This window comes from Streptomyces sp. NPDC058691 (genome assembly GCF_042714775.1).
Classification (GTDB): Bacteria; Actinomycetota; Actinomycetes; order Streptomycetales; family Streptomycetaceae; genus Actinacidiphila.
On the sequence record NZ_JBHXSO010000085.1, the window covers coordinates 1 to 22,067 of the forward strand.

19 protein-coding genes are annotated in these 22,067 nt (G+C 72.5%); 11 read left to right on the forward strand and 8 right to left on the reverse strand.

Annotation, left to right across the window (positions count from 1 at the left end; all coding sequences use genetic code 11):
• Positions 1–50: 50 nt before the first annotated feature.
• Complete coding sequence (locus ACFWVC_RS35705; protein WP_384297318.1) at positions 51–404, reverse strand: HesB/IscA family protein; 354 nt, start codon at positions 402–404, stop codon at positions 51–53.
• 241 nt (positions 405–645) lie between these two features.
• Here ACFWVC_RS35705 and nadA point away from each other — a divergent pair, with 241 nt between their 5' ends.
• On the forward strand, positions 646–1,833 hold the full coding sequence (gene nadA / locus ACFWVC_RS35710; RefSeq protein ID WP_384297320.1) for a quinolinate synthase NadA: 1,188 nt from the start codon (positions 646–648) through the stop codon (positions 1,831–1,833).
• A gap of 16 nt (positions 1,834–1,849) precedes the next feature.
• A complete protein-coding gene (locus ACFWVC_RS35715) occupies positions 1,850–2,734 on the forward strand; it encodes a GNAT family N-acetyltransferase (RefSeq protein ID WP_384297324.1) in 885 nt (294 codons plus the stop codon).
• Between the two features lie 81 nt (positions 2,735–2,815).
• On the opposite strand, the gene ACFWVC_RS35720 is transcribed toward ACFWVC_RS35715, so the two are convergent.
• The 5 genes from ACFWVC_RS35720 to ACFWVC_RS35740 all read right to left on the reverse strand — a co-directional run bounded on the left by ACFWVC_RS35720 (position 2,816) and on the right by ACFWVC_RS35740 (position 9,252).
• A complete protein-coding gene (locus ACFWVC_RS35720) occupies positions 2,816–5,956 on the reverse strand; it encodes an efflux RND transporter permease subunit (protein ID WP_384297328.1) in 3,141 nt (1,046 codons plus the stop codon).
• Positions 5,957–6,112: 156 nt separating this feature from the next.
• The gene (locus ACFWVC_RS35725) at positions 6,113–6,778 is read right to left on the reverse strand and encodes a response regulator (RefSeq protein ID WP_384297332.1); all 666 of its coding nucleotides are present in this window, start codon (positions 6,776–6,778) and stop codon (positions 6,113–6,115) included.
• 35 nt (positions 6,779–6,813) lie between these two features.
• Positions 6,814–8,004, reverse strand: coding sequence for a sensor histidine kinase (locus tag ACFWVC_RS35730; RefSeq protein ID WP_384297370.1), 1,191 nt, complete (start codon positions 8,002–8,004; stop codon positions 6,814–6,816).
• A 120-nt stretch (positions 8,005–8,124) separates the two neighbouring features.
• A complete protein-coding gene (locus ACFWVC_RS35735; RefSeq protein WP_384297335.1) occupies positions 8,125–8,403 on the reverse strand; it encodes a hypothetical protein in 279 nt (92 codons plus the stop codon).
• A 54-nt stretch (positions 8,404–8,457) separates the two neighbouring features.
• The gene (locus ACFWVC_RS35740; protein WP_384297338.1) at positions 8,458–9,252 is read right to left on the reverse strand and encodes a PspA/IM30 family protein; all 795 of its coding nucleotides are present in this window, start codon (positions 9,250–9,252) and stop codon (positions 8,458–8,460) included.
• A 196-nt stretch (positions 9,253–9,448) separates the two neighbouring features.
• On the opposite strand from ACFWVC_RS35740, the gene ACFWVC_RS35745 reads away from it, so the two are divergent.
• From ACFWVC_RS35745 to ACFWVC_RS35755, 3 genes are read left to right on the forward strand one after another with little or no spacing between them, the layout of a single operon-like run.
• On the forward strand, positions 9,449–10,042 hold the full coding sequence (locus ACFWVC_RS35745) for a DUF3043 domain-containing protein (RefSeq protein WP_384297342.1): 594 nt from the start codon (positions 9,449–9,451) through the stop codon (positions 10,040–10,042).
• A gap of 47 nt (positions 10,043–10,089) precedes the next feature.
• Positions 10,090–10,839, forward strand: coding sequence for a class I SAM-dependent methyltransferase (locus tag ACFWVC_RS35750; RefSeq protein WP_384297374.1), 750 nt, complete (start codon positions 10,090–10,092; stop codon positions 10,837–10,839).
• A gap of 49 nt (positions 10,840–10,888) precedes the next feature.
• Complete coding sequence (locus tag ACFWVC_RS35755; protein ID WP_384297344.1) at positions 10,889–11,989, forward strand: S1C family serine protease; 1,101 nt, start codon at positions 10,889–10,891, stop codon at positions 11,987–11,989.
• 62 nt (positions 11,990–12,051) lie between these two features.
• Here ACFWVC_RS35755 and ACFWVC_RS35760 read toward each other — a convergent pair whose 3' ends face one another.
• Complete coding sequence (locus ACFWVC_RS35760; RefSeq protein WP_384297347.1) at positions 12,052–12,258, reverse strand: hypothetical protein; 207 nt, start codon at positions 12,256–12,258, stop codon at positions 12,052–12,054.
• A 69-nt stretch (positions 12,259–12,327) separates the two neighbouring features.
• Between ACFWVC_RS35760 and ACFWVC_RS35765 the strand changes: the two genes are divergently transcribed.
• Positions 12,328–13,530, forward strand: coding sequence for a bifunctional adenosylcobinamide kinase/adenosylcobinamide-phosphate guanylyltransferase (locus tag ACFWVC_RS35765; protein ID WP_384297350.1), 1,203 nt, complete (start codon positions 12,328–12,330; stop codon positions 13,528–13,530).
• A gap of 40 nt (positions 13,531–13,570) precedes the next feature.
• On the forward strand, positions 13,571–14,614 hold the full coding sequence (cobT, locus tag ACFWVC_RS35770) for a nicotinate-nucleotide--dimethylbenzimidazole phosphoribosyltransferase (RefSeq protein WP_384297352.1): 1,044 nt from the start codon (positions 13,571–13,573) through the stop codon (positions 14,612–14,614).
• A gap of 591 nt (positions 14,615–15,205) precedes the next feature.
• On the opposite strand, the gene ACFWVC_RS35775 is transcribed toward cobT, so the two are convergent.
• Entirely contained in the window at positions 15,206–15,943 is a 738-nt protein-coding gene (locus ACFWVC_RS35775) for a hypothetical protein (RefSeq protein WP_384297354.1), read from the reverse strand.
• 68 nt (positions 15,944–16,011) lie between these two features.
• Between ACFWVC_RS35775 and ACFWVC_RS35780 the strand changes: the two genes are divergently transcribed.
• The 4 genes from ACFWVC_RS35780 to sucB all read left to right on the forward strand — a co-directional run bounded on the left by ACFWVC_RS35780 (position 16,012) and on the right by sucB (position 22,010).
• Entirely contained in the window at positions 16,012–16,818 is an 807-nt protein-coding gene (locus ACFWVC_RS35780) for an adenosylcobinamide-GDP ribazoletransferase (RefSeq protein WP_384297356.1), read from the forward strand.
• Positions 16,819–16,969: 151 nt separating this feature from the next.
• The gene (locus ACFWVC_RS35785) at positions 16,970–18,481 is read left to right on the forward strand and encodes a leucyl aminopeptidase (protein WP_384297361.1); all 1,512 of its coding nucleotides are present in this window, start codon (positions 16,970–16,972) and stop codon (positions 18,479–18,481) included.
• 316 nt (positions 18,482–18,797) lie between these two features.
• On the forward strand, positions 18,798–20,186 hold the full coding sequence (lpdA, locus tag ACFWVC_RS35790) for a dihydrolipoyl dehydrogenase (protein WP_384297363.1): 1,389 nt from the start codon (positions 18,798–18,800) through the stop codon (positions 20,184–20,186).
• Positions 20,187–20,237: 51 nt separating this feature from the next.
• On the forward strand, positions 20,238–22,010 hold the full coding sequence (gene sucB / locus ACFWVC_RS35795) for a 2-oxoglutarate dehydrogenase, E2 component, dihydrolipoamide succinyltransferase (RefSeq protein ID WP_384297366.1): 1,773 nt from the start codon (positions 20,238–20,240) through the stop codon (positions 22,008–22,010).
• Positions 22,011–22,067: the final 57 nt, after the last annotated feature.

The following is a 22,067-nucleotide window of genomic DNA, read 5'->3' on the forward strand; positions in this document are numbered from 1 at the left end:
CCGCTGGGGTGTCCGCCGCCTCCGTCGTGCGTGCGCGTCCGCGCCGGGACTCAGTGGAAGGAGTCGCCGCAGGCGCAGGAGCCGGTCGCGTTCGGGTTGTCGATCGTGAAGCCCTGCTTCTCGATGGTGTCGACGAAGTCGATCGAGGCGCCGCCGAGGTACGGGGCGCTCATGCGGTCGGTGACGACCTTGACGCCGCCGAAGTCCTTCACGACGTCGCCGTCGAGCGAACGCTCGTCGAAGAAGAGCTGGTAGCGAAGGCCGGAGCAGCCGCCCGGCTGGACGGCGACGCGCAGCGCGAGGTCTTCGCGGCCCTCCTGCTCGAGCAGGCTCTTGACCTTGGAGGCCGCCGCTTCGGACAGGAGAATGCCCTCGCTCTGGCTGGTCTCGTCCTGAACCGTCATCTGATCACTCCCGGGTTGTACGGACTGCTGCCACGACGGTCAACCGGTGGCTTCCCGGATTCATTCCTCCGGGTCCGACCGTCTTTCGCGTCCTCCATGCTCGCACACCGAGGCTGCTCCGGGTAATGCGTCACACTGACGCGATGCCCATCGTCATCCTGACGCGAACGGGTTATGATAGATAGCGTCAAATAGACGAAAAGGTTGAGCCGCAGTTCCGCAGAGAAAGGGCTCCGGGCCCGTGACCACCACCACCGAACCGCTGGACGTCCAGCCGACCCCGCTCGCGCTGCTTCTCCTGGGCCGCGAGTCCGACCCCCGCAGCGAGCGCGGTGTGGACTGTCCCGGCGACCTGCCTGCCGCCTCCGACCCGGACCTGGTGGAACGGGCCCGCGCCGCCAAGGAGAAGCTCGGCGACAAGGTCTTCGTCCTGGGCCACCACTACCAGCGCGACGAGGTCATCCAGTTCGCCGACGTCACCGGCGACTCCTTCAAGCTGGCGCGGGACGCCGCCGCGCGGCCCGAGGCCGAGTACATCGTCTTCTGCGGTGTGCACTTCATGGCCGAGTCCGCGGACATCCTGACCTCCGACGACCAGGCGGTGATCCTCCCCGACCTGGCCGCCGGCTGCTCGATGGCCGACATGGCCACCGCCGAGCAGGTCGCCGAGTGCTGGGACGTGCTCACCGAGGCCGGCGTCGCCGACGTCACCGTGCCCGTCTCGTACATGAACTCCTCCGCCGACATCAAGGCGTTCACCGGCCGGCACGGCGGCACGATCTGCACCTCCAGCAACGCCAAGCGGGCCCTGGAGTGGGCCTTCGAGCAGGGCGAGGGCCGGGAGAACAAGGTGCTCTTCCTCCCCGACCAGCACCTCGGCCGCAACACCGCCGTCCGCGACATGGGCTTCTCCCTGGAGGACTGCGTCGTCTACAACCCGCACAAGCCCAACGGCGGGCTGACCATGGAGCAGTTGCGCGACGCCAGGATGATCCTGTGGCGCGGCCACTGCTCGGTGCACGGCCGCTTCTCGCTGGAGTCGGTCGAGGACGTCCGCGCCCGCATCCCCGGTGTGAACGTCCTGGTGCACCCCGAGTGCAAGCACGAGGTCGTGGCGGCGGCCGACCAGGTCGGCTCGACCGAGTACATCATCAAGGCGCTGGAGGCGGCTCCGGCCGGCTCGTCCTGGGCGATCGGCACCGAGCTCAACCTCGTGCGCCGGCTGGCCAAGGCGCACCCGGACAAGCAGATCGTCTTCCTCGACAAGACCGTCTGCTTCTGCTCGACGATGAACCGGATCGATCTGCCGCACCTGGTGTGGACCCTGGAGTCGCTCGCCGACGGCAAGGTCGTCAACCGCATCCAAGTCGACAAGGAGACCGAGCACTTCGCCAAGCTGGCACTGGAGCGAATGCTCGCACTTCCGTAGGGGGCAGGATGGGCGCATGATCCTGCGCCCCTTACGCGACACCGATGAGGACGCCGACGCGATAGCGGTCGTGGCAGCCGCCGCCTTCGGCGCCAGGGACGCACTGCCCGGTGGCGGCCCGTCCGGGGACGTATCCCCCGAGCGGGCCGCCATGCTGCGACGGCGCAACCGGCACCTCGCGCGGACCGACCCCGGCGGCTGCTGGCTGGCCGTCGACGAGACCTCCGGCATGCCGCTCGGGGTCGTCATGTCGACCCGGCGCGAGGGGACCTGGGGGCTGTCGCTCTTCGCCGTGCTGCCCTCCGCGCAGGGACACGGTGTCGGGCGTGAACTGCTCGCCGCCGCCCTGGCCTACGGGCGCGGCTGCCTGCGCGGCATCATCTGCGGCTCCCCGGACCCTCGGGCGGCGGCGACCTACCGCCGGGCGGGCTTCACGCTGCACCCGGCGATGCGGCTGGCGGGGACCGTCCGCAAGGGCGACCTCCCGGCGCCGGACGGCGCGGTGCACGAGGGCTCGGCCAAGCACCGCGATCTGATGGACTCCGTCGACCGCCGCACCCGGGGCGGGGCACACGGCCCCGACCACGACCAACTGCTCACCGAGAGCGGCCTGCTGGTCGTCGACGACCTCGCCGGGAGCGGCTACTGCTACGTCGGCAGGGAGGGCCGCGTACACCTGCTGGCCGCGACCTCGCGCCGGCTGGCCTCCCGGCTGCTCACCGCCGCGCTGCTGAGCCTCCCCGATGGCACCACGGCGCGGGTCGCCCATCTGACGTCGGAACAGCAGTGGGCGGTGGATGTCGGGTTGACCGCCGGGCTGGAGCTGAGCACGTCCGGGTACGTGTGCCTGCGCGGGATGCGGCCGCCGGAGCCCTACATCCCGTCGGGATTCTTCCTGTGAGAGCCGCATCGACACCGACAGGCGGAGGGGTCAGGGGCGTTCGCCCCTGGCCCCTCCGTCGTCCTGCCCGGCTCGCGGGTGTCAGACCTTGGCCAGCTCGGGCTTCTGCCCGGCCTCGCCGGCGTCGGAACCGCCCGCCTTCGCGGCCCGCTTGAGCGCCTTGCGCTTGGCCCGCCGCTCCTTGCGGAGCTCGACCATCGTGTAGAGGGTCGGCACGAGCAGCAGCGTGAGCAGGGTCGACGTCAGCAGACCGCCGATGACGACCACGGCGAGCGGCTGGGCGATGAAGCCGCCCTCGCCGGTGACCCCGAGGGCCATCGGCAGCAGCGCGAAGATGGTCGCCAGCGCGGTCATCAGGATCGGCCGCAGACGGTGCCTGCCACCCTCGATGACCGCCTCCACCACGCCGTGGCCCTGCGCGCGGTACTGGTTGATGAGGTCCATCAGCACGATCGCGTTGGTCACCACGACGCCGATGAGCATCAGCATGCCGATCAGCGCCGGCACGCCCAGGGGGGTACCGGTGATGAGCAGCAGCCCGATGGCGCCGGTCGAGGCGAACGGGATGGACACCAGCAGCACCAGCGGCTGGACCAGGCTGCGGAAGGTGCCGACCAGCAGCATGAAGACGATGGCGACGGCGGCCAGCATCGCCAGCGCGAGCCCTCCGAAGGCGTCGCCCTGGTCCGAGGAGACACCGCCGATCTCGGCGGTCGCCCCCTTGGGGAGGTCGAGCGACTTGATCTTGTTCTGCAGGGCGGTGCTGACGGCGCCGGTGTTGTCGGCGGTCGGCGTCGCCGTGATCGTCGCCGCGCGCGCGCCGTCGATCCGGGTCTTCTGGACCGGCCCGGGGGCCTCCACGACGTCGGCGACCTTGCCCAGCTTCACCGGGCCCGCGGGGGTGGCGATGGTGAGCGCCTTGAGCCCGGCGAGGGTCGTGGCGTCCTGTTCGGACGTGACCCGCACATCGCGCTCGGTGTCGTCCAGGACCGCCTTGCCGACGGTCGTGCCGCGTACGGCCTGGGTGACGGCGGCGCCGATCGTGGTGTCGTTGAGGCCATACTTCGCGGCCTCGGCCTGCTTGGCGTGGACCTCGATACGGGGCACGGACTGCGCGAGGTCGCTGGTGACGTCGGTGACGTCGTCCAGCCCGGCCACGGCGTCGCGGACCTGGTCGGCGGCCTTGGCGAGGGTGTCGCCGTCGGCGGCCTTCACCACGACCGACAGGTTCTGGCTGCCGAAGCCGCCGCCCGCGGAGACCGAGGTCGTGCCGACACCGTCGAGCGTCTTCAGGCCGGAGCGGATCTTGTCCAGGGCGGCGGTGGTGTCTCCGGCGTCCTTCAGACGGACCTGGAAGCTGGCCTGGTTGGCGCCGGTGCCGCCGCCGAAGGCCGCCAGGAAGCCGGAGGAACCGACGGTGACCTGGTAGTCCTTGACCTCGTCGATGCTCCCCAGCAGCTTCTCGACCTTGCCGGCCGCGGCGTCGGAGGTCTTCAGGCTGGTGCCCGGAGCGAGCTCCTGCTTGACCGTCAGGGTGTCCTGGTCGCCCTGGTCGAAGAAGTTGGTCTTCAGCATCGGGACCAGGCCGAAGGTGCACAGCAGCACCGCCACCGCAATCACGACACTGGTGATGCGACGGCGCGTGGCGAAGCGCAGCACCGGGACGTACAGCCGCTGCAGGAGGCTGCCGGCCTCCTTCGCCTCGGCCGCGCGGCGGATCTCGTCCGGGTCCACCGTGCCGGCGTCGGCCGGAGGCTTGAGGAACCAGTACGAGAACACCGGCACGACCGTCAGCGACACCAGCAGCGAGGAGAGCAGCGCCGCCGCCACGGTCAGCGAGAAGGAGCCGAACAGCGCACCGACCAGGCCGCCGACCAGGCCGATCGGCAGGAAGACGGCGACCGTGGTGAGCGTGGACGCGGTGACCGCGCCGGAGACCTCACGCACGGCGGTGATGATCGCCGAGTGCTTCTCCTCGCCGTAGGCGAGGTGCCGCTTGATGTTCTCCAGCACCACGATGGAGTCGTCGACGACACGGCCGATGGCGATCGTCAGCGCGCCCAGCGTGAGGACGTTGAGGGACAGGTCGCGGGTCCACAGCACGATCAGCGTCAGCACGACCGACAGCGGGATCGACAGGGCGGTCACCAGCGTCGAGCGCAGCGACGCCAGGAAGACCAGGATGACGAGGACCGCGAACAGCAGGCCGAGCAGGCCCTCGGTGGTCAGGCCGTGGATCGACTTGGAGACTGCCGGACCCTGGTCGCTGACGACGGTGAGCTTGGCGCCCTGACCGAGGTCCCGCTCCATGTCCGCCAGCTTGTCCTTGACCGCCGAGGAGACCGCGACGGCGCTGCCGTCCTGGGTCATCGTGACGGCGATGCCGAGGCTCGGCTTGCCGTCGGTGCGCGTGATGGAGTCCGTGGCGTCCGGCTTCTCGACGACCGTGGCGATGTCACCGAGCCGTACGGGCTTGGCGGCGCCCGGGATGCGCAGGTCCTTGATCTCGTCCAGCGAGGCGTACTCGCCGCCGACCTGGACGGTACGGCTCTTGCCGTTCTCGTCGAAGGAGCCCGCGGGCACCGGGTGGCCGCCGGCCTGCAGCGTCTGCACCACGGCGGCGGCGCCGATCCCGGCCCTGGCCAGCTTCGCGTCGTCCGGCGTCACCGTGACGACCTGGTCCTGGACACCGGTGACGGTGACCTGGCCGACGCCGTCGATGTCCTGGAGGGCGGGGACCACGGAGCGGTCCAGGGCGTCGGACAGCGCCTGCTGGTCCAGGCCGGTGGAGGTGGCGGCGAGCACGACGGTCGGGATGTCGTCGGTGGAGCCGGCCACGACCTGCGGGTCCGCGGCCTCGGGCAGACGCGAGGAGACCCGGTTCACGGCCTGCTGGACGTTGGCGACCAGCTTGTCGCTGTCGTTGCCGTAGTCGAACTGGGCCATGATCACGGCCGAGCCCTCACTGGCCGTCGAGGTGATGCCGGTGATCCCGTCGACACCCTTGATGCCGTCCTCGATCGGCTCGACGACCTGCTTCTCGACCACGTCGGGCGAGGCACCCTGGAAGGTCGTGATCACCGAGACGATCGGCAGGTCGATGGAGGGCAGCAACTGCTGCTTGAGCGAAGGTATCGCGATGGCGCCGAATACGACGGCGACCACTGCCATGAGCGCGACCAGGGCGCGCTGGGCGAGGCTGATTCTGGACAGCCAGGACATCGTGGTGCGGTCTCTTCTCTGGGTCAGAGGATGCGGATTCAGATCACTGTCATCAGACCACCACAGCTTCTCGTGTCCGGCAGGGGGGTTTCCTCAACCCAAGGTCGTGGTGTAAAGCGGCCGCGTACTGCGGCTGCGGTACGGCGCCGGGCGTAGTCAGCGCCCGGCCGGGCGCACCAAGCCGGACTCGTACGCCGCCACGACCAGCTGCGCGCGGTCGCGGGCGCCCAGCTTGGCCATGGTGCGGTTCACATGGGTCTTGACGGTGAGCGGGCTCACGCCGAGGCGTTCGGCGATCTCGTCGTTCGGCAGGCCCATCGCGACCTCGATCAGCACCTCGCGCTCGCGGGCGGTGAGCGCGTCGAGCTCGGGGGCGGGGCGGGACGGTGTGCCGGCCTGGGCCAGGAACTGCCCGATCAGACTCTTCGTCGCGGACGGCGACAGCAGCGCGTCCCCGGCGGCGACGGTACGGATCGCGCCCAGCAGCTCGTCGGGCTCCGCGCCCTTGCCGAGGAACCCGGCGGCGCCGGCGCGCAAGGCCTGGGCCACGTACTCGTCGGCCTCGAAGGTGGTGAGGACCAGCACCGCCACTCCCACCAGGTCCTCGTCACCGGTGATCGCCCGGGTCGCGGCCAGGCCGTCCATGCCGGGCATCCGGATGTCCATCAGCACGACGTCGGCCCGCGTGCTGCGGGCCATCGTGATCGCCTCGGCGCCGTCGGAGGCCTCCCCGACGACCTCCATGTCCGGCTCGGACTCCACGAGGACGCGGAACGCGCCCCGCAGCAGCGCCTGGTCGTCCGCGAGCAGCACCCTGATCATGGGGGCATCCTCCCACCGCCCGCCCGGTGCCCCGCTCAAGCGGTCACCGCCAGCGGCAGCCGGGCGTGCACGCGGAATCCGCCCTCCGGGCAGGGACCGGCCTCGCAGGTGCCGCCGAGGGCCGCGGCGCGCTCGCGCATACCGATGAGGCCGTGGCCGCCGCCGGGCTCGGCGGGGGCGGGGACGGCGACGTCGAGGCGACCGCCGCGGTCCACGACGGTGACCTCCAGGGCGCCGCCGGCACGGGCGATCCGCACCTCGGCGCGCGCGCCCCGGCCGGCGTGCTTGTGGACGTTGGTCAGCGACTCCTGGATGAGCCGGTAGGCGGTCAGATCGACGGTCGCCGGGAGCACGCCCGCGCCGTCCTCGGCGATCTCGACCGCCAGCCCGGCGCGCCGGAAGCCCTCGACGAGCTGGTCCAGGACCCCCAGTCCCGGTGCGGGTTCCATGGGCGCGGCGGGATCTCCGGACTGGCGGAGCAGTCCCACGGTGGCGCGCAGCTCGTCCAGGGCGGAGCGGCTGGCCTCGCGGACGTGGGCGAGTGCCTGCTTGGCCTGGTCGGGCCGGGTGTCCATGACATGGGCGGCGACACCGGCCTGCACGTTGACCAGGGCGATGTGGTGGGCGACGACGTCGTGCAGCTCGCGGGCGATGCGCATGCGCTCCTCCGCGACGCGCCGTTTGGCCTCCTCCTCCCGGGTCCGTTCCGCGCGCTCGGCCCGCTCCTCGACGGCGACGATGTACGCGCGCCGGCTGCGGGTCGCCTCACCGGCCGCGGCGGCCATGCCGGACCAGGCGAACAGGGCGATGTTCTCGGCGGAGTACCAGGGCCGGGCCCCGAAGAGCATGGCGACCGCGGTCAGCACGAGGCACGAGGCGAGCCCGATGCGGAAGGTCGTGGCGCGGTCGGTGCGGGCGGAGGCGGAGTACAGCGCGACGATGACGGCCGCGGCCACCGGGCCCCGGCTGTCGCCGCTCGCGGTGAGCAGGTAGACGACGGTGACGACGCCGGTGAACACCAGCACGCCCAGCGGGCTGCGGCGGCGCAGCAGGAGAGCGGCGCAGGCCACGACGCTGAGCACGATGTCGGTGACCGAGACGTCGTACCGTTCCGCGTGCGGACCCATGAACATGTTGCCGAGGATGATCGCCAGGACCGCCGCCGCCAGTCCGGCGTCGAGGGCGACGGGGTGGGCCGTCGGCCACAGGCGGGCCCGGTCCCGCATGGAACGATGCTGCACGCTGCCCAACGGTACGGGCCCCGAGGGACGACTGTGCCCCGGTCCGGTACGGAACCGGGGCCGGGGCACGGTCGGGTGCGCTGGTCGTCGGGGAGCCCGACCGGATCAGCCGGGGATCAGGCCGTCGTCGCGGAGCATGGCCCGGACTTCCTCCAAAGTGGCGTCCGAGCCCGGCAGGATCAGCTCGGACGGCTCCAGGGAGTCGTCCGGAAGCGGTGTGCCGAGCCTGCGGACCGCGTCGAGGAGCGCGGTCAGCGTGCGCCGGAACGCGGTCTCGTCGCCGTGCTCCATCTCGGCCAGGAGCTCGTCGTCGAGCTTGTTGAGTTCGGCGAGGTGGCTCTCGTCCACCGTCACCTGACCCTCCCCCATGATCCTTACGATCACGACGCCCTCCTCAGGGATGCCTCAACGCTTCTTCCCACTGCTGGTCAATGCTGGTCACTGCTTGTCGAAACGCGGCTGGTCCTGGGGCTGTGCCTGCTGCTGCGGCCGGCCGGGCTGCCCGCTCTCGATGGCCTGCTGCGGGGAACCCCCGGCGAGCTCGGCCTTCATGCGCTGCAGTTCCAGCTCCACGTCGCTGCCGCCGGACAACCGGTCCAGCTCGGCCTGGATGTCGTCCTTGGCGAAACCGCTCGGGTCGTCCAGGGCGCCGGAGGCCATCAGCTCGTCCAGGGCGCCGGCCCGGGCCCGCAGCTGCTCGGTCTTGTCCTCGGCACGCTGGATCGCCAGGCCGACGTCGCCCATCTCCTCGGAGATGCCGGAGAAGGCCTCGCCGATCTGGGTCTGGGCCTTGGCGGCGCTGTAGGTGGCCTTGATGGTCTCCTTCTTGGTGCGGAAGGCGTCCACCTTGGCCTGCAGCCGCTGGGCGGCCAGGGTGAGCTTCTCCTCCTCGCCCTGCAGGGTCTGGTGCTGGGTCTGCAGTTCGGTCACCTGCTGCTGCAGCGCGGCCCGGCGGGACAGCGCCTCACGAGCCAGGTCCTCACGGCCCAGGGCGAGCGCCTTGCGGCCCTGGTCCTCGTACTTCGCGGACTGCTGCTGCACCTGGTTCAGCTGCAGCTCCAGACGCTTGCGGGACGTCGCGACGTCCGCCACCCCCCGGCGCACCTTCTGCAGCAGCTCCAGCTGCTTCTGGTACGAGTAGTCGAGGGTCTCGCGCGGATCCTCGGCCCGGTCAAGGGCCTTGTTGGCCTTCGCGCGGAAGATCATCCCCATCCGCTTCATGACACCGCTCATGGGCCTCGCGCGCCCCCTTCAGTCAGCTGGCCGGCACACCATGTACAGACCCCACAGTACGGGGCGTGGTTCCATTACCCCACTGTTCTGTTGCGGATCCGCTCATCCTTGAGGACGATCACAGTTCGGTGACCTCAGGCCCAGGGAGTAGGTGAGGGGCTGGGGGTCCGCCCGGCGACCACGTAACCTTGGTTTCGTGTTCCGACGTCGTTCTCAAGATGAGCAGGCCTCAGCCACCACGGTGGTCGAGGACCGGCAGACCCGTGACCCGCAGGCCCCCAAGGGCCGCCCTACCCCCAAGCGCAGCGACGCGCAGACCCAGCGGCGCAAGGTCGTGACCGCTCCGGGCGACCGCAAGGCGGCGACCCGGCAGGCGCGCGAGGCGCGCCGCGCCGACATGACCAAGCAGCGCGAGGCGCTGATGAACGGCGACGAGCGCTACCTGCCCGCGCGCGACAAGGGCCCGGTGCGCAAGTTCGCCCGCAACTACGTGGACTCCCGCTTCCGCGCCGCCGAGTTCTTCCTGCCGATGGCCGTGGTCATCCTCGTGCTGAGCATGGTGCCGAGCCCGGCGCTGAAGAACCTCTCGCTGCTGCTGTGGCTGGTGGTGATCGTGCTGATCGTCGTCGACTCGGCCGTCAGCGGCCTCCTCCTGCGCCGCGAACTGGCCAAGCGCTTCCCGGACCAGAACACCCGGGGCGCCGTCGCCTACGCGCTGATGCGGTCCCTCCAGCTGCGCCGCCTGCGCCTGCCCAAGCCGCAGGTCAAGCGCGGCACCAAGCAGCTCTGAGCGCCGACGGCGGGTTCGCCTCCGTCGCCGGCCGCTGGCTGGACGGGCTGGGCGGACTCCGGAACACAGTGCGCCAGGAACTGGTGGCCCGCCAGCTCGACGAGCAGATCAGCGCCCGTTTCCCGGTGGGCCGGCGGCTGCGCGTCCTCGACGTCGGCCCCGGCCAGGGCACCCAGGCCCTGCGGCTGGCCCGCGCCGGCCATCTCGTCACCGGCCTGGAGGCCGATCCGGCGATGGCGGCCGCGCTGCGCGAGGCGCTGGCCGCCGAGCCCGAGGGCATACGCGAGCGGGTCACCCTGACCGAGGGGGACGGCCGGGAGACCGGCCGGCACTTCGGGCCCGGCAGCTTCGACGTGGTGCTGTGCCACGGGGTGCTCATGTACGTGCCCGAGCCCGACCCGATGCTCGCCGGGCTGGCGCGCGTACTGGCCCCGGGCGGACTGCTCTCCCTGCTGGTGCGGAACGCCGACGCGCTGGCGATGCGCCCCGCGCTGCAGGGCGACTGGCAGGCCGCGCTGGCCGCGCTCTCGGGCGGCGGCACCGGCTACACGAACCGGCTGGGAGTGACCGCCCGCGCCGACCGGCGCGCGGCACTCACCGCCACCCTGAACGGCATCGGGGCGCCCCTGCACGCCTGGTACGGGGTGCGGGTCTTCACCGACACCGCTCCGGACGGCGACGGCGCCGTGTCCGGCGAGGTGCCGGAGGAACTGCTCGCGGCCGAGGAGCTCGCCGGGCGCACCGATCCGTACCGCTCGGTGGCGGCACTGCTGCATCTGTGCGGCGTACGGGACTGACCGGGGCGGGCTACACGCCACAGAGTGCGCCGAAAGCGACACTTCGGGCATGACCGATTCCATGCCGACCTCCCGACGGACGCTCGGGGCCCTGTGTGCGGCGGCCGCGGCGACCGCGACGCTGCTGATGCTGGCCGGATGCACCTCCGGCTCGCCCTCCTCCCCCCAGTCCCCCGCGGCCAAGACGTCCGCGGCGCCGGAGGTCTCGGAGGCGTCCGGCGCGCGCGACCTGCAGGACAACTACCAGGACGTGGTCCGGAACGTGCTGCCCTCGGTCGTGCAGATCACGACGTCCGAGGAGCTCGGCTCCGGCATCGTCTACGACACCAAGGGCCACATCGTCACCAACGCCCATGTCGTCGGGCAGAACACCACGTTCCAGGTGACCCTGGCCAACGACAACAAGCCGCAGAAGGCCACCCTGGTGGCGAGCTACCCGGAGCAGGACCTCGCGGTGATCTCCCTCGACAAGCCGCCGTCCGGGCTGCGCGCGGCCCGCTTCGCGGACTCCGCGAAGGTCGAGGTGGGGCAGATCGCGCTCGCCATGGGCAGCCCGCTGGGTCTCAGCGGCAGCGTCACCCAGGGCATCGTCTCCGCGCTGGGCCGCACCGTCACCGAGACCGCCGCCAGCGGCACCCCCGGGGCCACCATCGCCAACCTGGTGCAGACCTCCGCGCCCATCAACCCGGGCAACAGCGGCGGGGCGCTGGTCAACCTGTCCGGCGAGATCATCGGCATCCCCACCCTCGGCGCGATCAACACGAGCTCCGGGAGCGGGAACAACTCGGCGCCGGGGATCGGCTTCGCAATCCCTTCCTCGACGATCACCCGTATCGCCGACCAGATCATCAAGAACGGCAAGGTCACCTCGTCCGGGCGGGCCGCCCTCGGCGTCAGCGGCCGCACCGTGCTCGGGCCGGACTTCAGCCCGGCCGGCGTCGCCGTCATCTCCGTCGTCCGCGACGGCCCGGCCGCGAAGGCGGGCATCGAGCCCGGCGACATCATCATCCGCGTCGGCGACACCGAGATCCAGACGTCACAGGCGCTCTCCGAGGCCCTGGCCCCGTCCGCTCCGGGCAAGAAGGTGGACGTCACCTTTGTGCGCGACGGCAACGAGAAGACGGTCCAGGTGACCCTGGGCGAGCTCTGAGACCCCCGGTGTGGAGGGCGCGCGACCGCGCCCTCCACATCCGCGGACGGGAGCGGCGCCGGCTACTCGTCGCCGTGCAGGCTCATGGGGCCGTAGATCTTGGTGGCGTCCTCGAAGAGGACGACCTGGTCGGCGCCGCCCTCGAGCAGGTCCTTCCAGACCTCGCCGATCCAGGACTCGGCGTCGCCCTGTGTGGTGAACTCCTCGGGCTCGACCGCGGGTACGACCTCCGTGCCGTCGGTCTTCTCGAAACGCCAGGTCCACGCCATGTCCGTCTCCTCGTCCCTCGGGGTGCCTGCCCGGCAGCGTAGCGTGCGCGGACGCGAAAGAATCGGGACGTGGAACTGACACTTCTCGGTACCGGGGGCCCCGAGGGCCTGCCGCTGCCCGGCTGCCCGTGCGCGGCGTGCGCGGTGGCCGTGGGCGAGCGGGCGCGGGCGGCCACCTCCGTCCTCGTGGACGGGGTGCTGCTGCTCGACCTGACGCCCGGCGTGGCGCTGGCGGCCGCCCGGTCGGGGCAATCGCTGGCCGGCGTGCTGCAGGTGCTGCTCTCGCATCCGCAGGACGGGCCGGCGGTGGAGATCCCGGCCGCGCTGCCGGCCCCGGCCCGGCTGCCCGCCGGGCAGGAGGTGACGCTGCCGACAGGGCACAAGGTGCGGTCGGTGCCGGTGGACGCGCCCGGGGCGGGGTACGAGGTGGAGGCGCCGGCGGGGACACGGCTGCTGTACCTGCCGCCGGAGTGCGGCCCGGCGGGACTGGCGGAGACGGAGCGGCCGTACGGGACGGTGCTGCTGGACGCCGTGGCACGGCCCGACGCGCTGGCCCGGCTGCGGGCCGCGGGGGCCGTCACCGGCACGACGGACGTGGTCGCCGTGCACCTGGACCACGCGGCGCACCCCGGCCCGGAGACGCGTCGCCGGCTGGCCGCGCTGGGGGCGCGCGCGGTGCCGGACGGGACGGCGCTGACCGTCGGCGACTTCCACGAGGTGCCGGACGTCCCGCGCCGCACCCTGGTGCTGGGCGGGGCCCGCTCCGGCAAGTCGGCGGAGGCCGAGCGGCGGTTGTCGGCCTTCCCCGGCGTGCAGTACGTGGCCACCGGCGGGACCCGCGACGAAGACCCGGAGTGGGCGCGGCGCGTGGCACTGCACCGGGAGCGGCGCCCGGGCGGCTGGCAGACGCTGGAGACCTGCGACCTGGTGCCGCTGCTCGCCGAGGACGAGGGGCCGGCGCTGCTGATCGACTGCCTGTCGCTGTGGCTGACGCACACGATGGACGAGGTCGGCGCCTGGGACGACGCGCGCTGGACGGGCGGCGCCGAGCGTGAACTGCGCTCGCGTGTCGTGGAGTTGACGCAGGCGTGGCGCGCCACCCGGCGGACCGTGGTCGCCGTCAGCAACGAGGTGGGCTCCGGCGTGGTCCCGGCCACCGCGAGCGGGCGGCGTTTCCGGGATGAACTGGGGCGCCTGAACGCGATGGTGGCCGGCGAGTCGGAACACGTCCTGCTGGTCGTGGCCGGACAGGCGCTGACGCTGCGGGGCTGACCTCGGCGCGGGGCGTGGTGGAACGGTAGTGTTCGATCCTGTGAGCGGCCTGAATCTCGATGAATTCGCCTCCCTGGTGGAGCGCCCGGACGCCGGCGTACGCCGTGACGCGCATGACCGCTGGCAGCGGCTGGTGCGCCCGGCCGGGGCGCTGGGCAATCTGGCCGAGCTCGCGGAGTGGCTCTCCGCGGCCCAGGGCGTGGCCACCGTACGGCCGATCGAACACCCCAAGGCCGTGCTGTTCGCGGCGGACCACGGGGTGGCGGCGCTGAAGGTGTCGGCGCGCCCGGCGGGCACCGCCGTCGAGCTGGTCCGCGCGGTCCTGGACGGGGCGTCACCGGTGAACGTGCTGGCGCGTCAGTACGGCGCGGCGGTCCGGGTGGTGGACGTGGGCGTGGACGCCCCGGCCGAGGAGCTGCCCGCCGAGGTCACGGCGCACCGCGTGCGCCGCGGATCGGGCCGGATCGACGTCGAGGACGCGCTGACTGCCGACGAGGCCGAGGCGGCGTTCCGCGCGGGCATGGCGGTCGCCGACGAGGAGGCGGACTCCGGTACGGACCTGGTCCTGCTCGGCGACCTGAGCGTCGGCGGCACCACGGCCGCCGGGGTGCTGATCGCCGCGCTCTGCGGCACGGACGCGTCCGTGGTGACGGGCCGGGGCTCCGGCATCGACGACGTCGCCTGGATGCGCAAGTGCGCCGCGATCCGGGACGCGCTGCGCCGGGCGCGGCCGGTGCTGGGCGACCAGCTGGAGCTGCTGGCCGCGGTGGGCGGCGCCGATCTGGCCGCGATCACCGGATTCCTGCTGCAGGCGGCGGTGCGCAAGCTGCCCGTGGTGCTGGACGGCGTGGTGTCCGCGGCGTGCGCGCTGGTCGCGCAGCGCATCGCGTTCCGGGCGCCGGACTGGTGGCTGGCCGGGCAGACGAGCGGTGAGCCGGGGCAGGCCAAGGCGTTGGACCGGCTGTCGATAGAGCCGCAGCTGGACCTGAAGGTGACGGCCGGCGAGGGCACGGGCGCGCTGCTGGTGCTGCCCCTGCTCAAGGCGGCCGCGGCGCTCTCCGCGGAGCTGTCCGAGCGCGCCTGAGGGCCTGCGCGGCCCCGAAGCCCGGCCGGCCGGCCGTGCACGGCGTGCGGCCGGTGCACCGCCGCGTCACACGCACCGGTTCGCCGGGTGCACGCAGCGGCGGTGGACGGTGTGCCGGAGCACGCGGACCGCTCGGCGACTCGGCGGACGGCCGCCGCGCGCCGGTGGGGTGTGCCGATGCCAGGGGATGCGTCGGGCCTGCTCGGCTGGCCTCGGAATCCGCACCGGTTGTCGTGATCCGGCACGCGGACGAGGTCGCGCCGAACCCTTGAACAGGTGCGGCCGGACTTCGCGATGCTCCGGCCGGTTCCCGGGCACGGCACGCGGTGGGGGCCGGACCGGTGCCGCGGATCCGGCGCGCGCTCCGACCGTACCGGCCGGCTTCCTCGGCGTGCACCGGCTGCTGTCGCCTCGCCGATGAGGGTCGCACGCGCTACGGGAGCGCTCGCGCAGGACGCGCGTGGAGCCAGGGCGCGGGCCCGCTGCGGCGCCCCCCTGCCGCCCGGGGAACTCCCGGCGGGCATGGCTCGGCCGATGCGGATCACCGCTGTCGTGCGCGGCGCATGTCCCGTACCGCCGGCCCCGGCCGGATCAGTGCTCGGTGAAGCCGCCGAGCCAGTCCTGGAGGCGCCGCGTCGGGCCGCGCCAGCGGGCGGCGTGCCTGGCGGCGCGGAGTTCCGCGCGGCGCGCCGCCTTGGGCCGCCGCCCGTAGAGGCGTTCCGCCCACAGGGAGTCCGGCCGGGCCAGCCGCAGCGCGCCGACGAGGGCCACGAAGGGCACGAAGACGCCGACGACGGCGGTGCGGAACTTGCCCTTGACCAGCGCGGCCAGGACGAAGAGGAAGTTGACGACGATGGTGAGGACCGCCGTGAGACGGTTCTGCTGCTGATCGGCGGTCAGCGAGTTGACCTCGAAGGGGGCGAGGCCGCCGAGCAGCATGAGCACCAGCGAGAAGGTGATCACGACGGCCTCCACGCTCTTGCGGCCGCGTTCGCTCCAGTACACGTCGTCCAGGTAGAGCACCAGCGCGAACTCGTCCAGCACGAGCCCCGCCCCGATGCCGAAGACCACGGCCGCCAGCCCCGCCCCGAACCCATGCGTGGAACTCGCCACGGCCCCGAAGCCACCGACCGTCATGAGGATGATGCCGGGCACCACGTGGTGGATGTGCGTCCCGCCCGAGGAGATGTTCCGGAACGGGCCCTTCCCGGCGCGGATCAGGCGGGTGATGGTCCGTGTGATCACGAAGGTCGCGACGAAGGCGAAGAGGGCGAGGAGCAGTGGCAGCTTTCCCGGCTCGGTGATGTTGCGGTACCACCAGTCACTCATACCGATTGCTCCCGTTCGGCCTGGTATGCGCACTATACGGTCAGGGAGCGGCCGTTACCCTGCACGCCATGACCGCCAGCCCCGCCGCCGCGACCCCCGCCGACGGACTGCGGTTCGCCTTCGGCACCCTGACCGTGCTGCGCGTGCGCGTGACCCGCTGGGACCGCCCGGCGGCCCGGGCGGGGATGGTGTGCGCGCCCCTGGTCGGCCTGGTCGTGGGGCTGTTCGCGGCGGCGGCCGGCGGGGTCCTGCTGCTGCTCGGCTGCGGACCGCTGCTCGCCGCGGCCGGCACGATCGCGGTGCCCGCCGCGCTCACCCGGGGACTGCACCTGGACGGACTCGCCGACACCGCCGACGGGCTGGGCAGCGGGCGGCCCGCCGAGGACGCGCTGCGCATCATGCGGCAGTCCGACATCGGGCCCTTCGGCGTGCTGACCCTGGTCCTGGTCCTGATCGGCCAAGTCGCGGCACTGGCCGGGGCGTACGGGACCTCGTGGGCCCGCGGGGCGGCCGGTTTCGCGGTGGCCTCGATGGCGGCGCGCACCGCCATGACGCTCGCCTGCCGGGAAGGGGTGGCCCCGGCCCGGCCGGAGGGGCTGGGCGCGGCGGTGGCCGGCGCGGTCCCGGCGCGGGCGGCGTGGGGACTGGCCGCCGGGGTGGTGGCGCTCTGCGCCGCGGCGGGGCTGCCGTTCGGCCCTTACGCGGTGGCGCAGTTCACGGCGGCGGCCCTACTCGCCCTGGGCGCCGCGGAGTTGCTGCTGCGGCGCTGCCGGGCGCGGCTGGGCGGTGTCACGGGCGACGTCTTCGGCGCGTTGTGCGAGACGGCGTGCACCGCAGCCCTCGTCGTACTGGCCGCGGGCAGGGGAACCGGATAGGGAAAACCCGCGCCTTCAGCCTGCGGGCGCACGCCGCGGGCGGAAGCGTCAGGAGTGAGCGTAAGGTCGGTCCTGCACCCCCGCCCCGCGCCGCCGGGCGATGCCCGGTGCCAAGAATTCGGGCCTCTGAAGGAACAGGATCTCCATCACCGTGACTGCACTGACTCTCAGCACCTCCTCCGCCGCGGCGCTGCGCGCGGACGCCGTCGTCGTCGGCGTGACCAAGGGGACGAAGGGCCCCGAGGTCGCCACCGGGGCGGAGGCGGTCGACCAGGCCTTCGACGGCAGGCTCGCCGCGACGCTCGAGACGCTGGGCGCCTCGGGCGCTGAGGGTGAGGTGACCAAACTCCCCGCCCCGGCCGGGCTGAAGGCACCGGTCGTGCTGGCGGTCGGCCTCGGCGAGGCCCCTGCGGACGGTGCCGGCTTCGACACTGAGGTGCTGCGCAAGGCGGCCGGTGTCGCCGCCCGCACGCTGGCCGGCTCCAAGAAGGCCGCTCTCGCGCTGCCGGTGGAGGACGCCGCGGCCGCCCAGGCGGTCGCCGAGGGCGCGCTGCTGGGTGCGTACGCGTACACCGCGTACCAGGCGGGCAACGGCAAGGCGCCGCTGACCGAGGTGGCGCTGGTCGGCGCCAAGCCGCGCGACAAGGCCTTCAAGGCCGCCGCCGAGCGCGCCACGGTCATCGCCGAAGAGGTCAACCGCTCCCGCGACCTGATCAACATGCCGCCGAACGACCTCACTCCGAAGGTCTTCGCCGCCTTCGTGCAGGAGGCCGCCAAGGAGCACGGCCTCAAGGTCGAGGTGCTGGACGAGAAGGCGCTCCTCAAGGGCGGCTACGGCGGCATCATGGGCGTCGGCCAGGGCTCGGCGAACCCGCCGCGCCTGGTGAAGGTCGTCTACAGCGGCGGCAAGGGCCGCGACGCCAAGCACCTCGCGCTGGTCGGCAAGGGCATCACCTACGACTCGGGCGGCATCTCCCTGAAGCCGGCCGGCCACAACGAGACCATGAAGTGCGACATGAGCGGCGCCGCCGCCGTGTTCTCCACCGTGGTCGCCGCCGCCCGCCTGGGCCTGCCCGTCACCGTCACCGGCTGGCTCGCGCTCGCGGAGAACATGCCCTCCGGCGCCGCGACCCGCCCCGGCGACGTGCTGAAGATGTACAGCGGCAAGACCGTCGAGGTGCTCAACACCGACGCCGAGGGCCGCCTGGTGATGGCCGACGCGATCACCCGCGCCTCGGAGGAGAACCCGGACGCGATCATCGACGTGGCGACCCTGACCGGCGCCATGGTGCTGGCGCTCGGCAACCGCATCTTCGGTGTCATGGCCAACGACGACGCCTTCCGCACCGCGGTGCACGAGACGGCGGGCGAGGTCGGCGAGCAGTCCTGGCCGATGCCGCTCCCGGCCGACCTGCGCAAGGCGATGGACTCCCCCACCGCCGACATCGCGAACATGGGCGAGCGCATGGGCGGCGGCCTGGCGGCCGGCCTGTTCCTCAAGGAGTTCGTCGGCGAGGGCATCACCTGGGCCCACGTGGACATCGCGGGACCCGCCTTCAACGAGTCCGCCCCGTTCGGCTACACCCCCAAGGGCGGCACCGGCTCCGCCGTGCGCACCCTGGTGCGGCTGGCCGAGAAGGCCGGCGAGGGCGAGCTGTTCTGAGGCAGCCCCCAGGCGCGGTGTAAGCCTCGGCACATTCGGTACGGCCCCGGGTATGGCATCCGGGGCCGTACGCGTTCGCCAAGAGCGAGCAAAGAGACAACGCGCTCGCGTATTTCGAAGGGGATACCGGCGAGTAGCCCTGGCCAGGGGCGTTCCGTACGTCTCACACCCCGGCCCGGTGCCTCGTCCGCCCCGAACAAGTGCGAAGATGTTGTCTCGGCACGACAGGGCCCCGTTTAACAGAAGCGGCCGAACAAAAGCCGCCGCCCGGTCATGACGGACCGGCTCCGGCGTATCCATGCATGGAGGACGTGACGTGGCGAACGACGCCAGCACCGTTTTCGACCTAGTGATCCTCGGTGGCGGTAGCGGCGGCTACGCCGCAGCGCTGCGCGCCGCGCAGCTCGGTCTGGACGTCGCACTGATCGAGAAGGACAAGCTCGGCGGCACCTGCCTGCACCGCGGCTGCATCCCCACAAAGGCTCTGCTGCACGCCGGTGAGATCGCGGACCAGGCCCGCGAGGCCGAGCAGTTCGGTGTCAAGGCCTCCCTGGAGGGCATCGACATCGCCGGGGTCCACAAGTACAAGGACGACGTGATCGCGGGCCTCTACAAGGGTCTGCAGGGCCTGGTGGCCTCCCGCAAGGTCACCTACGTGACCGGCGAGGGCCGGCTGTCCTCCCCGACCTCGGTGGACGTCAACGGCCAGCGCTACACCGGCCGCCACGTGCTCCTGGCGACCGGCTCCGTGCCGAAGTCGCTGCCGGGCCTGGCCATCGACGGCGACCGGATCATCTCCTCCGACCACGCGCTGGTCCTGGACCGCGTCCCGAAGTCCGCGATCGTGCTCGGCGGCGGCGTCATCGGCGTCGAGTTCGCCTCCGCGTGGAAGTCCTTCGGTGTCGACGTCACGGTCGTCGAGGGTCTGCCCCACCTCGTGCCGGTCGAGGACGAGAACAGCTCCAAGCTGCTGGAGCGCGCCTTCCGCAAGCGCGGCATCAAGTTCAACCTCGGCACCTTCTTCTCCAAGGCCGAGTACACCGCCGACGGCGTCAAGGTCACCCTCGCCGACGGCAAGGAGTTCGAGGCCGAGCTGCTGCTCGTCGCCGTCGGCCGCGGCCCGGTCTCCCAGGGCCTGGGCTACGAGGAGGCCGGGGTCGCGATGGACCGCGGCTACGTGCTGGTCGACGAGTACATGCGCACGAACGTGCCCACCATCTCCGCGGTCGGCGACCTGGTCCCGACCCTCCAGCTCGCCCACGTCGGCTTCGCCGAGGGCATCCTCGTCGCGGAGCGGCTGGCCGGTCTGAAGACCGTGCCGATCGACTACGACGGCGTGCCGCGCGTCACGTACTGCCACCCGGAGGTCGCCTCGGTGGGCATCTCCGAGGCCAAGGCCAAGGAGCTGTACGGTGCCGACAAGGTCGTCACCCTGAAGTACAGCCTGGCCGGCAACGGCAAGAGCAAGATCCTCAAGACCGCCGGCGAGATCAAGCTCGTCCAGGTCCGCGACGGCGCCGTGGTCGGCGTCCACATGGTCGGCGACCGGATGGGCGAGCAGGTCGGCGAAGCCCAGCTGATCTACAACTGGGAGGCCCTGCCCGCCGAGGTCGCCCAGCTCATCCACGCGCACCCGACGCAGAACGAGGCGCTCGGCGAGGCTCACCTGGCGCTGGCCGGCAAGCCGCTGCACGCGCACGACTGATCCACGGACACGCAGACCAATCCGCACAGATCGTTAGGAGCAACCGAAACCATGGCGGTTTCCGTAACCCTGCCGGCGCTCGGCGAGAGCGTGTCCGAGGGCACCGTCACCCGCTGGCTCAAGGCCGAGGGTGAGCGCGTCGAGGCCGACGAGCCGCTGCTCGAGGTGTCGACCGACAAGGTCGACACCGAGATCCCGGCGCCCGCTTCGGGCATTCTCTCGTCCATCAAGGTGGCCGAGGACGAGACGGTGGAGGTCGGCGCAGAGCTGGCCGTCATCGACGACGGCACGGGCGCGCCCGCTGCCGCCCCCGCCCCGGCCGCCGCGGTGCCCGCGCCGGCTCCGGTGCAGGAGGCCCCCGCCCCCGCCCCCGCCCCGGCGCCCGCCGCCGCGGCTCCCGCCCCCGCTCCGGCCCCGGCCGGCGCCGCCGAGGGCACCCCGGTGCTCCTGCCGGCGCTGGGCGAGTCGGTGACCGAGGGCACCGTCACCCGCTGGCTGAAGTCGGTCGGCGAGACCGTCGAGGCCGACGAGCCGCTGCTCGAGGTCTCCACCGACAAGGTCGACACCGAGATCCCGTCGCCCGCCGCCGGCACCCTGCTGGAGATCCTGGTCGGCGAGGACGAGACCGCCGAGGTCGGCGCCAAGCTCGCCGTCATCGGTGCCGCGGGTGCCGCGCCCGCGGCCGCCCCGGCCGCCGCCGCTCCGGCTCCGGCCGCCGCGGCTCCGGCGCCTGCCCCGGCTCCGGCTCCCGCCCCGGTCGCCCCGCCGGCCCCGGCCCCCGTGGCCGCTCCGGCTCCGGTGGCTCCCGCGCCTGCTCCGGCTCCCGCGCCCGCTCCGGCCCCGGTCGCCCCGCAGGCTCCGGCTCCGGCCGCCGCCCCCTCGGCCACGGCGCCGACCGACGAGGGCGCGTATGTGACCCCGCTGGTCCGCAAGCTCGCGGCCGAGAACGGTGTGGACCTGGCCGCGGTCAAGGGCACCGGTGTCGGTGGCCGTATCCGCAAGCAGGACGTCCTGGCCGCCGCCGAGGCCGCCAAGGCCGCCGCCGCCGCGCCGACCGCGCCCGCCCCGTCCGCGGGTGTCACGGTGCCGGCCGCCGCCGCCGCGCTGCGCGGGCAGACCGTCAAGATGTCGCGCATCCGCAAGGTCATCGCCGACAACATGATGAAGGCCCTGCACAGCCAGGCGCAGCTGTCGACCGTGGTCGAGGTGGACGTCACCAAGATCATGAAGCTGCGGGCCCGGGCCAAGGAGTCCTTCCTGGCCCGCGAGGGCGTCAAGCTCTCGCCGATGCCGTTCTTCGTCAAGGCCGCCGCCGAGGCGCTGAAGGCCCACCCGGTCGTCAACGCCAAGATCAACGACGACGGCACGGTCACCTACCACGACGCCGAGAACATCGGCATCGCGGTCGACTCCGAGCAGGGCCTGATGGTCCCGGTCATCAAGGGCGCCGGCGACCTCAGCCTGGCGGGCATCGCCAAGAAGACCGCCGAGCTGGCCGGCAAGGTCCGCAACAAGAAGATCAGCCCGGACGACCTGTCCGGCGGCACGTTCACGATCAGCAACACCGGTTCGCGCGGTGCGCTGTTCGACACGATCATCGTGAACTACCCGCAGGTCGCCGAGCTGGGCATCGGCGCCACCGTGCGCCGCGCGATGGTGATCAACCACCCGGACCTGGGTGAGACCATCGCGATCCGCGACGTGGCGTACCTGACCCTGTCGTACGACCACCAGCTGGTCGACGGCGCGGACGCCGCCCGCTACCTGAACGACGTCAAGGCCCGCCTGGAGGCCGGCGAGTTCGAGGGCGACCTCGGTCTCTGACCGACGGCGCGCCGTCGCGGCACCGTTCGACGGCGAAGGCCCCAGCCCCCACCGGGC

What these genes read in the sequence shown, in the direction of transcription:
- sucB (WP_384297366.1), top strand. Translation starts at nt 20,238, where the DNA reads ATGGCGGTTTCCGTAACCCTGCCGGCGCTCGGCGAGAGCGTGTCCGAG.
- ACFWVC_RS35725 (WP_384297332.1), bottom strand. Translation starts at nt 6,778, where the DNA reads ATGATCAGGGTGCTGCTCGCGGACGACCAGGCGCTGCTGCGGGGCGCG.
- ACFWVC_RS35740 (WP_384297338.1), bottom strand. Translation starts at nt 9,252, where the DNA reads ATGAGCGGTGTCATGAAGCGGATGGGGATGATCTTCCGCGCGAAGGCC.
- ACFWVC_RS35730 (WP_384297370.1), bottom strand. Translation starts at nt 8,004, where the DNA reads ATGCGGGACCGGGCCCGCCTGTGGCCGACGGCCCACCCCGTCGCCCTC.
- ACFWVC_RS35720 (WP_384297328.1), bottom strand. Translation starts at nt 5,956, where the DNA reads ATGTCCTGGCTGTCCAGAATCAGCCTCGCCCAGCGCGCCCTGGTCGCG.
- ACFWVC_RS35775 (WP_384297354.1), bottom strand. Translation starts at nt 15,943, where the DNA reads ATGAGTGACTGGTGGTACCGCAACATCACCGAGCCGGGAAAGCTGCCA.
- ACFWVC_RS35705 (WP_384297318.1), bottom strand. Translation starts at nt 404, where the DNA reads ATGACGGTTCAGGACGAGACCAGCCAGAGCGAGGGCATTCTCCTGTCC.
- ACFWVC_RS35715 (WP_384297324.1), top strand. Translation starts at nt 1,850, where the DNA reads ATGATCCTGCGCCCCTTACGCGACACCGATGAGGACGCCGACGCGATA.
- ACFWVC_RS35780 (WP_384297356.1), top strand. Translation starts at nt 16,012, where the DNA reads ATGACCGCCAGCCCCGCCGCCGCGACCCCCGCCGACGGACTGCGGTTC.
- ACFWVC_RS35760 (WP_384297347.1), bottom strand. Translation starts at nt 12,258, where the DNA reads ATGGCGTGGACCTGGCGTTTCGAGAAGACCGACGGCACGGAGGTCGTA.
- ACFWVC_RS35755 (WP_384297344.1), top strand. Translation starts at nt 10,889, where the DNA reads ATGACCGATTCCATGCCGACCTCCCGACGGACGCTCGGGGCCCTGTGT.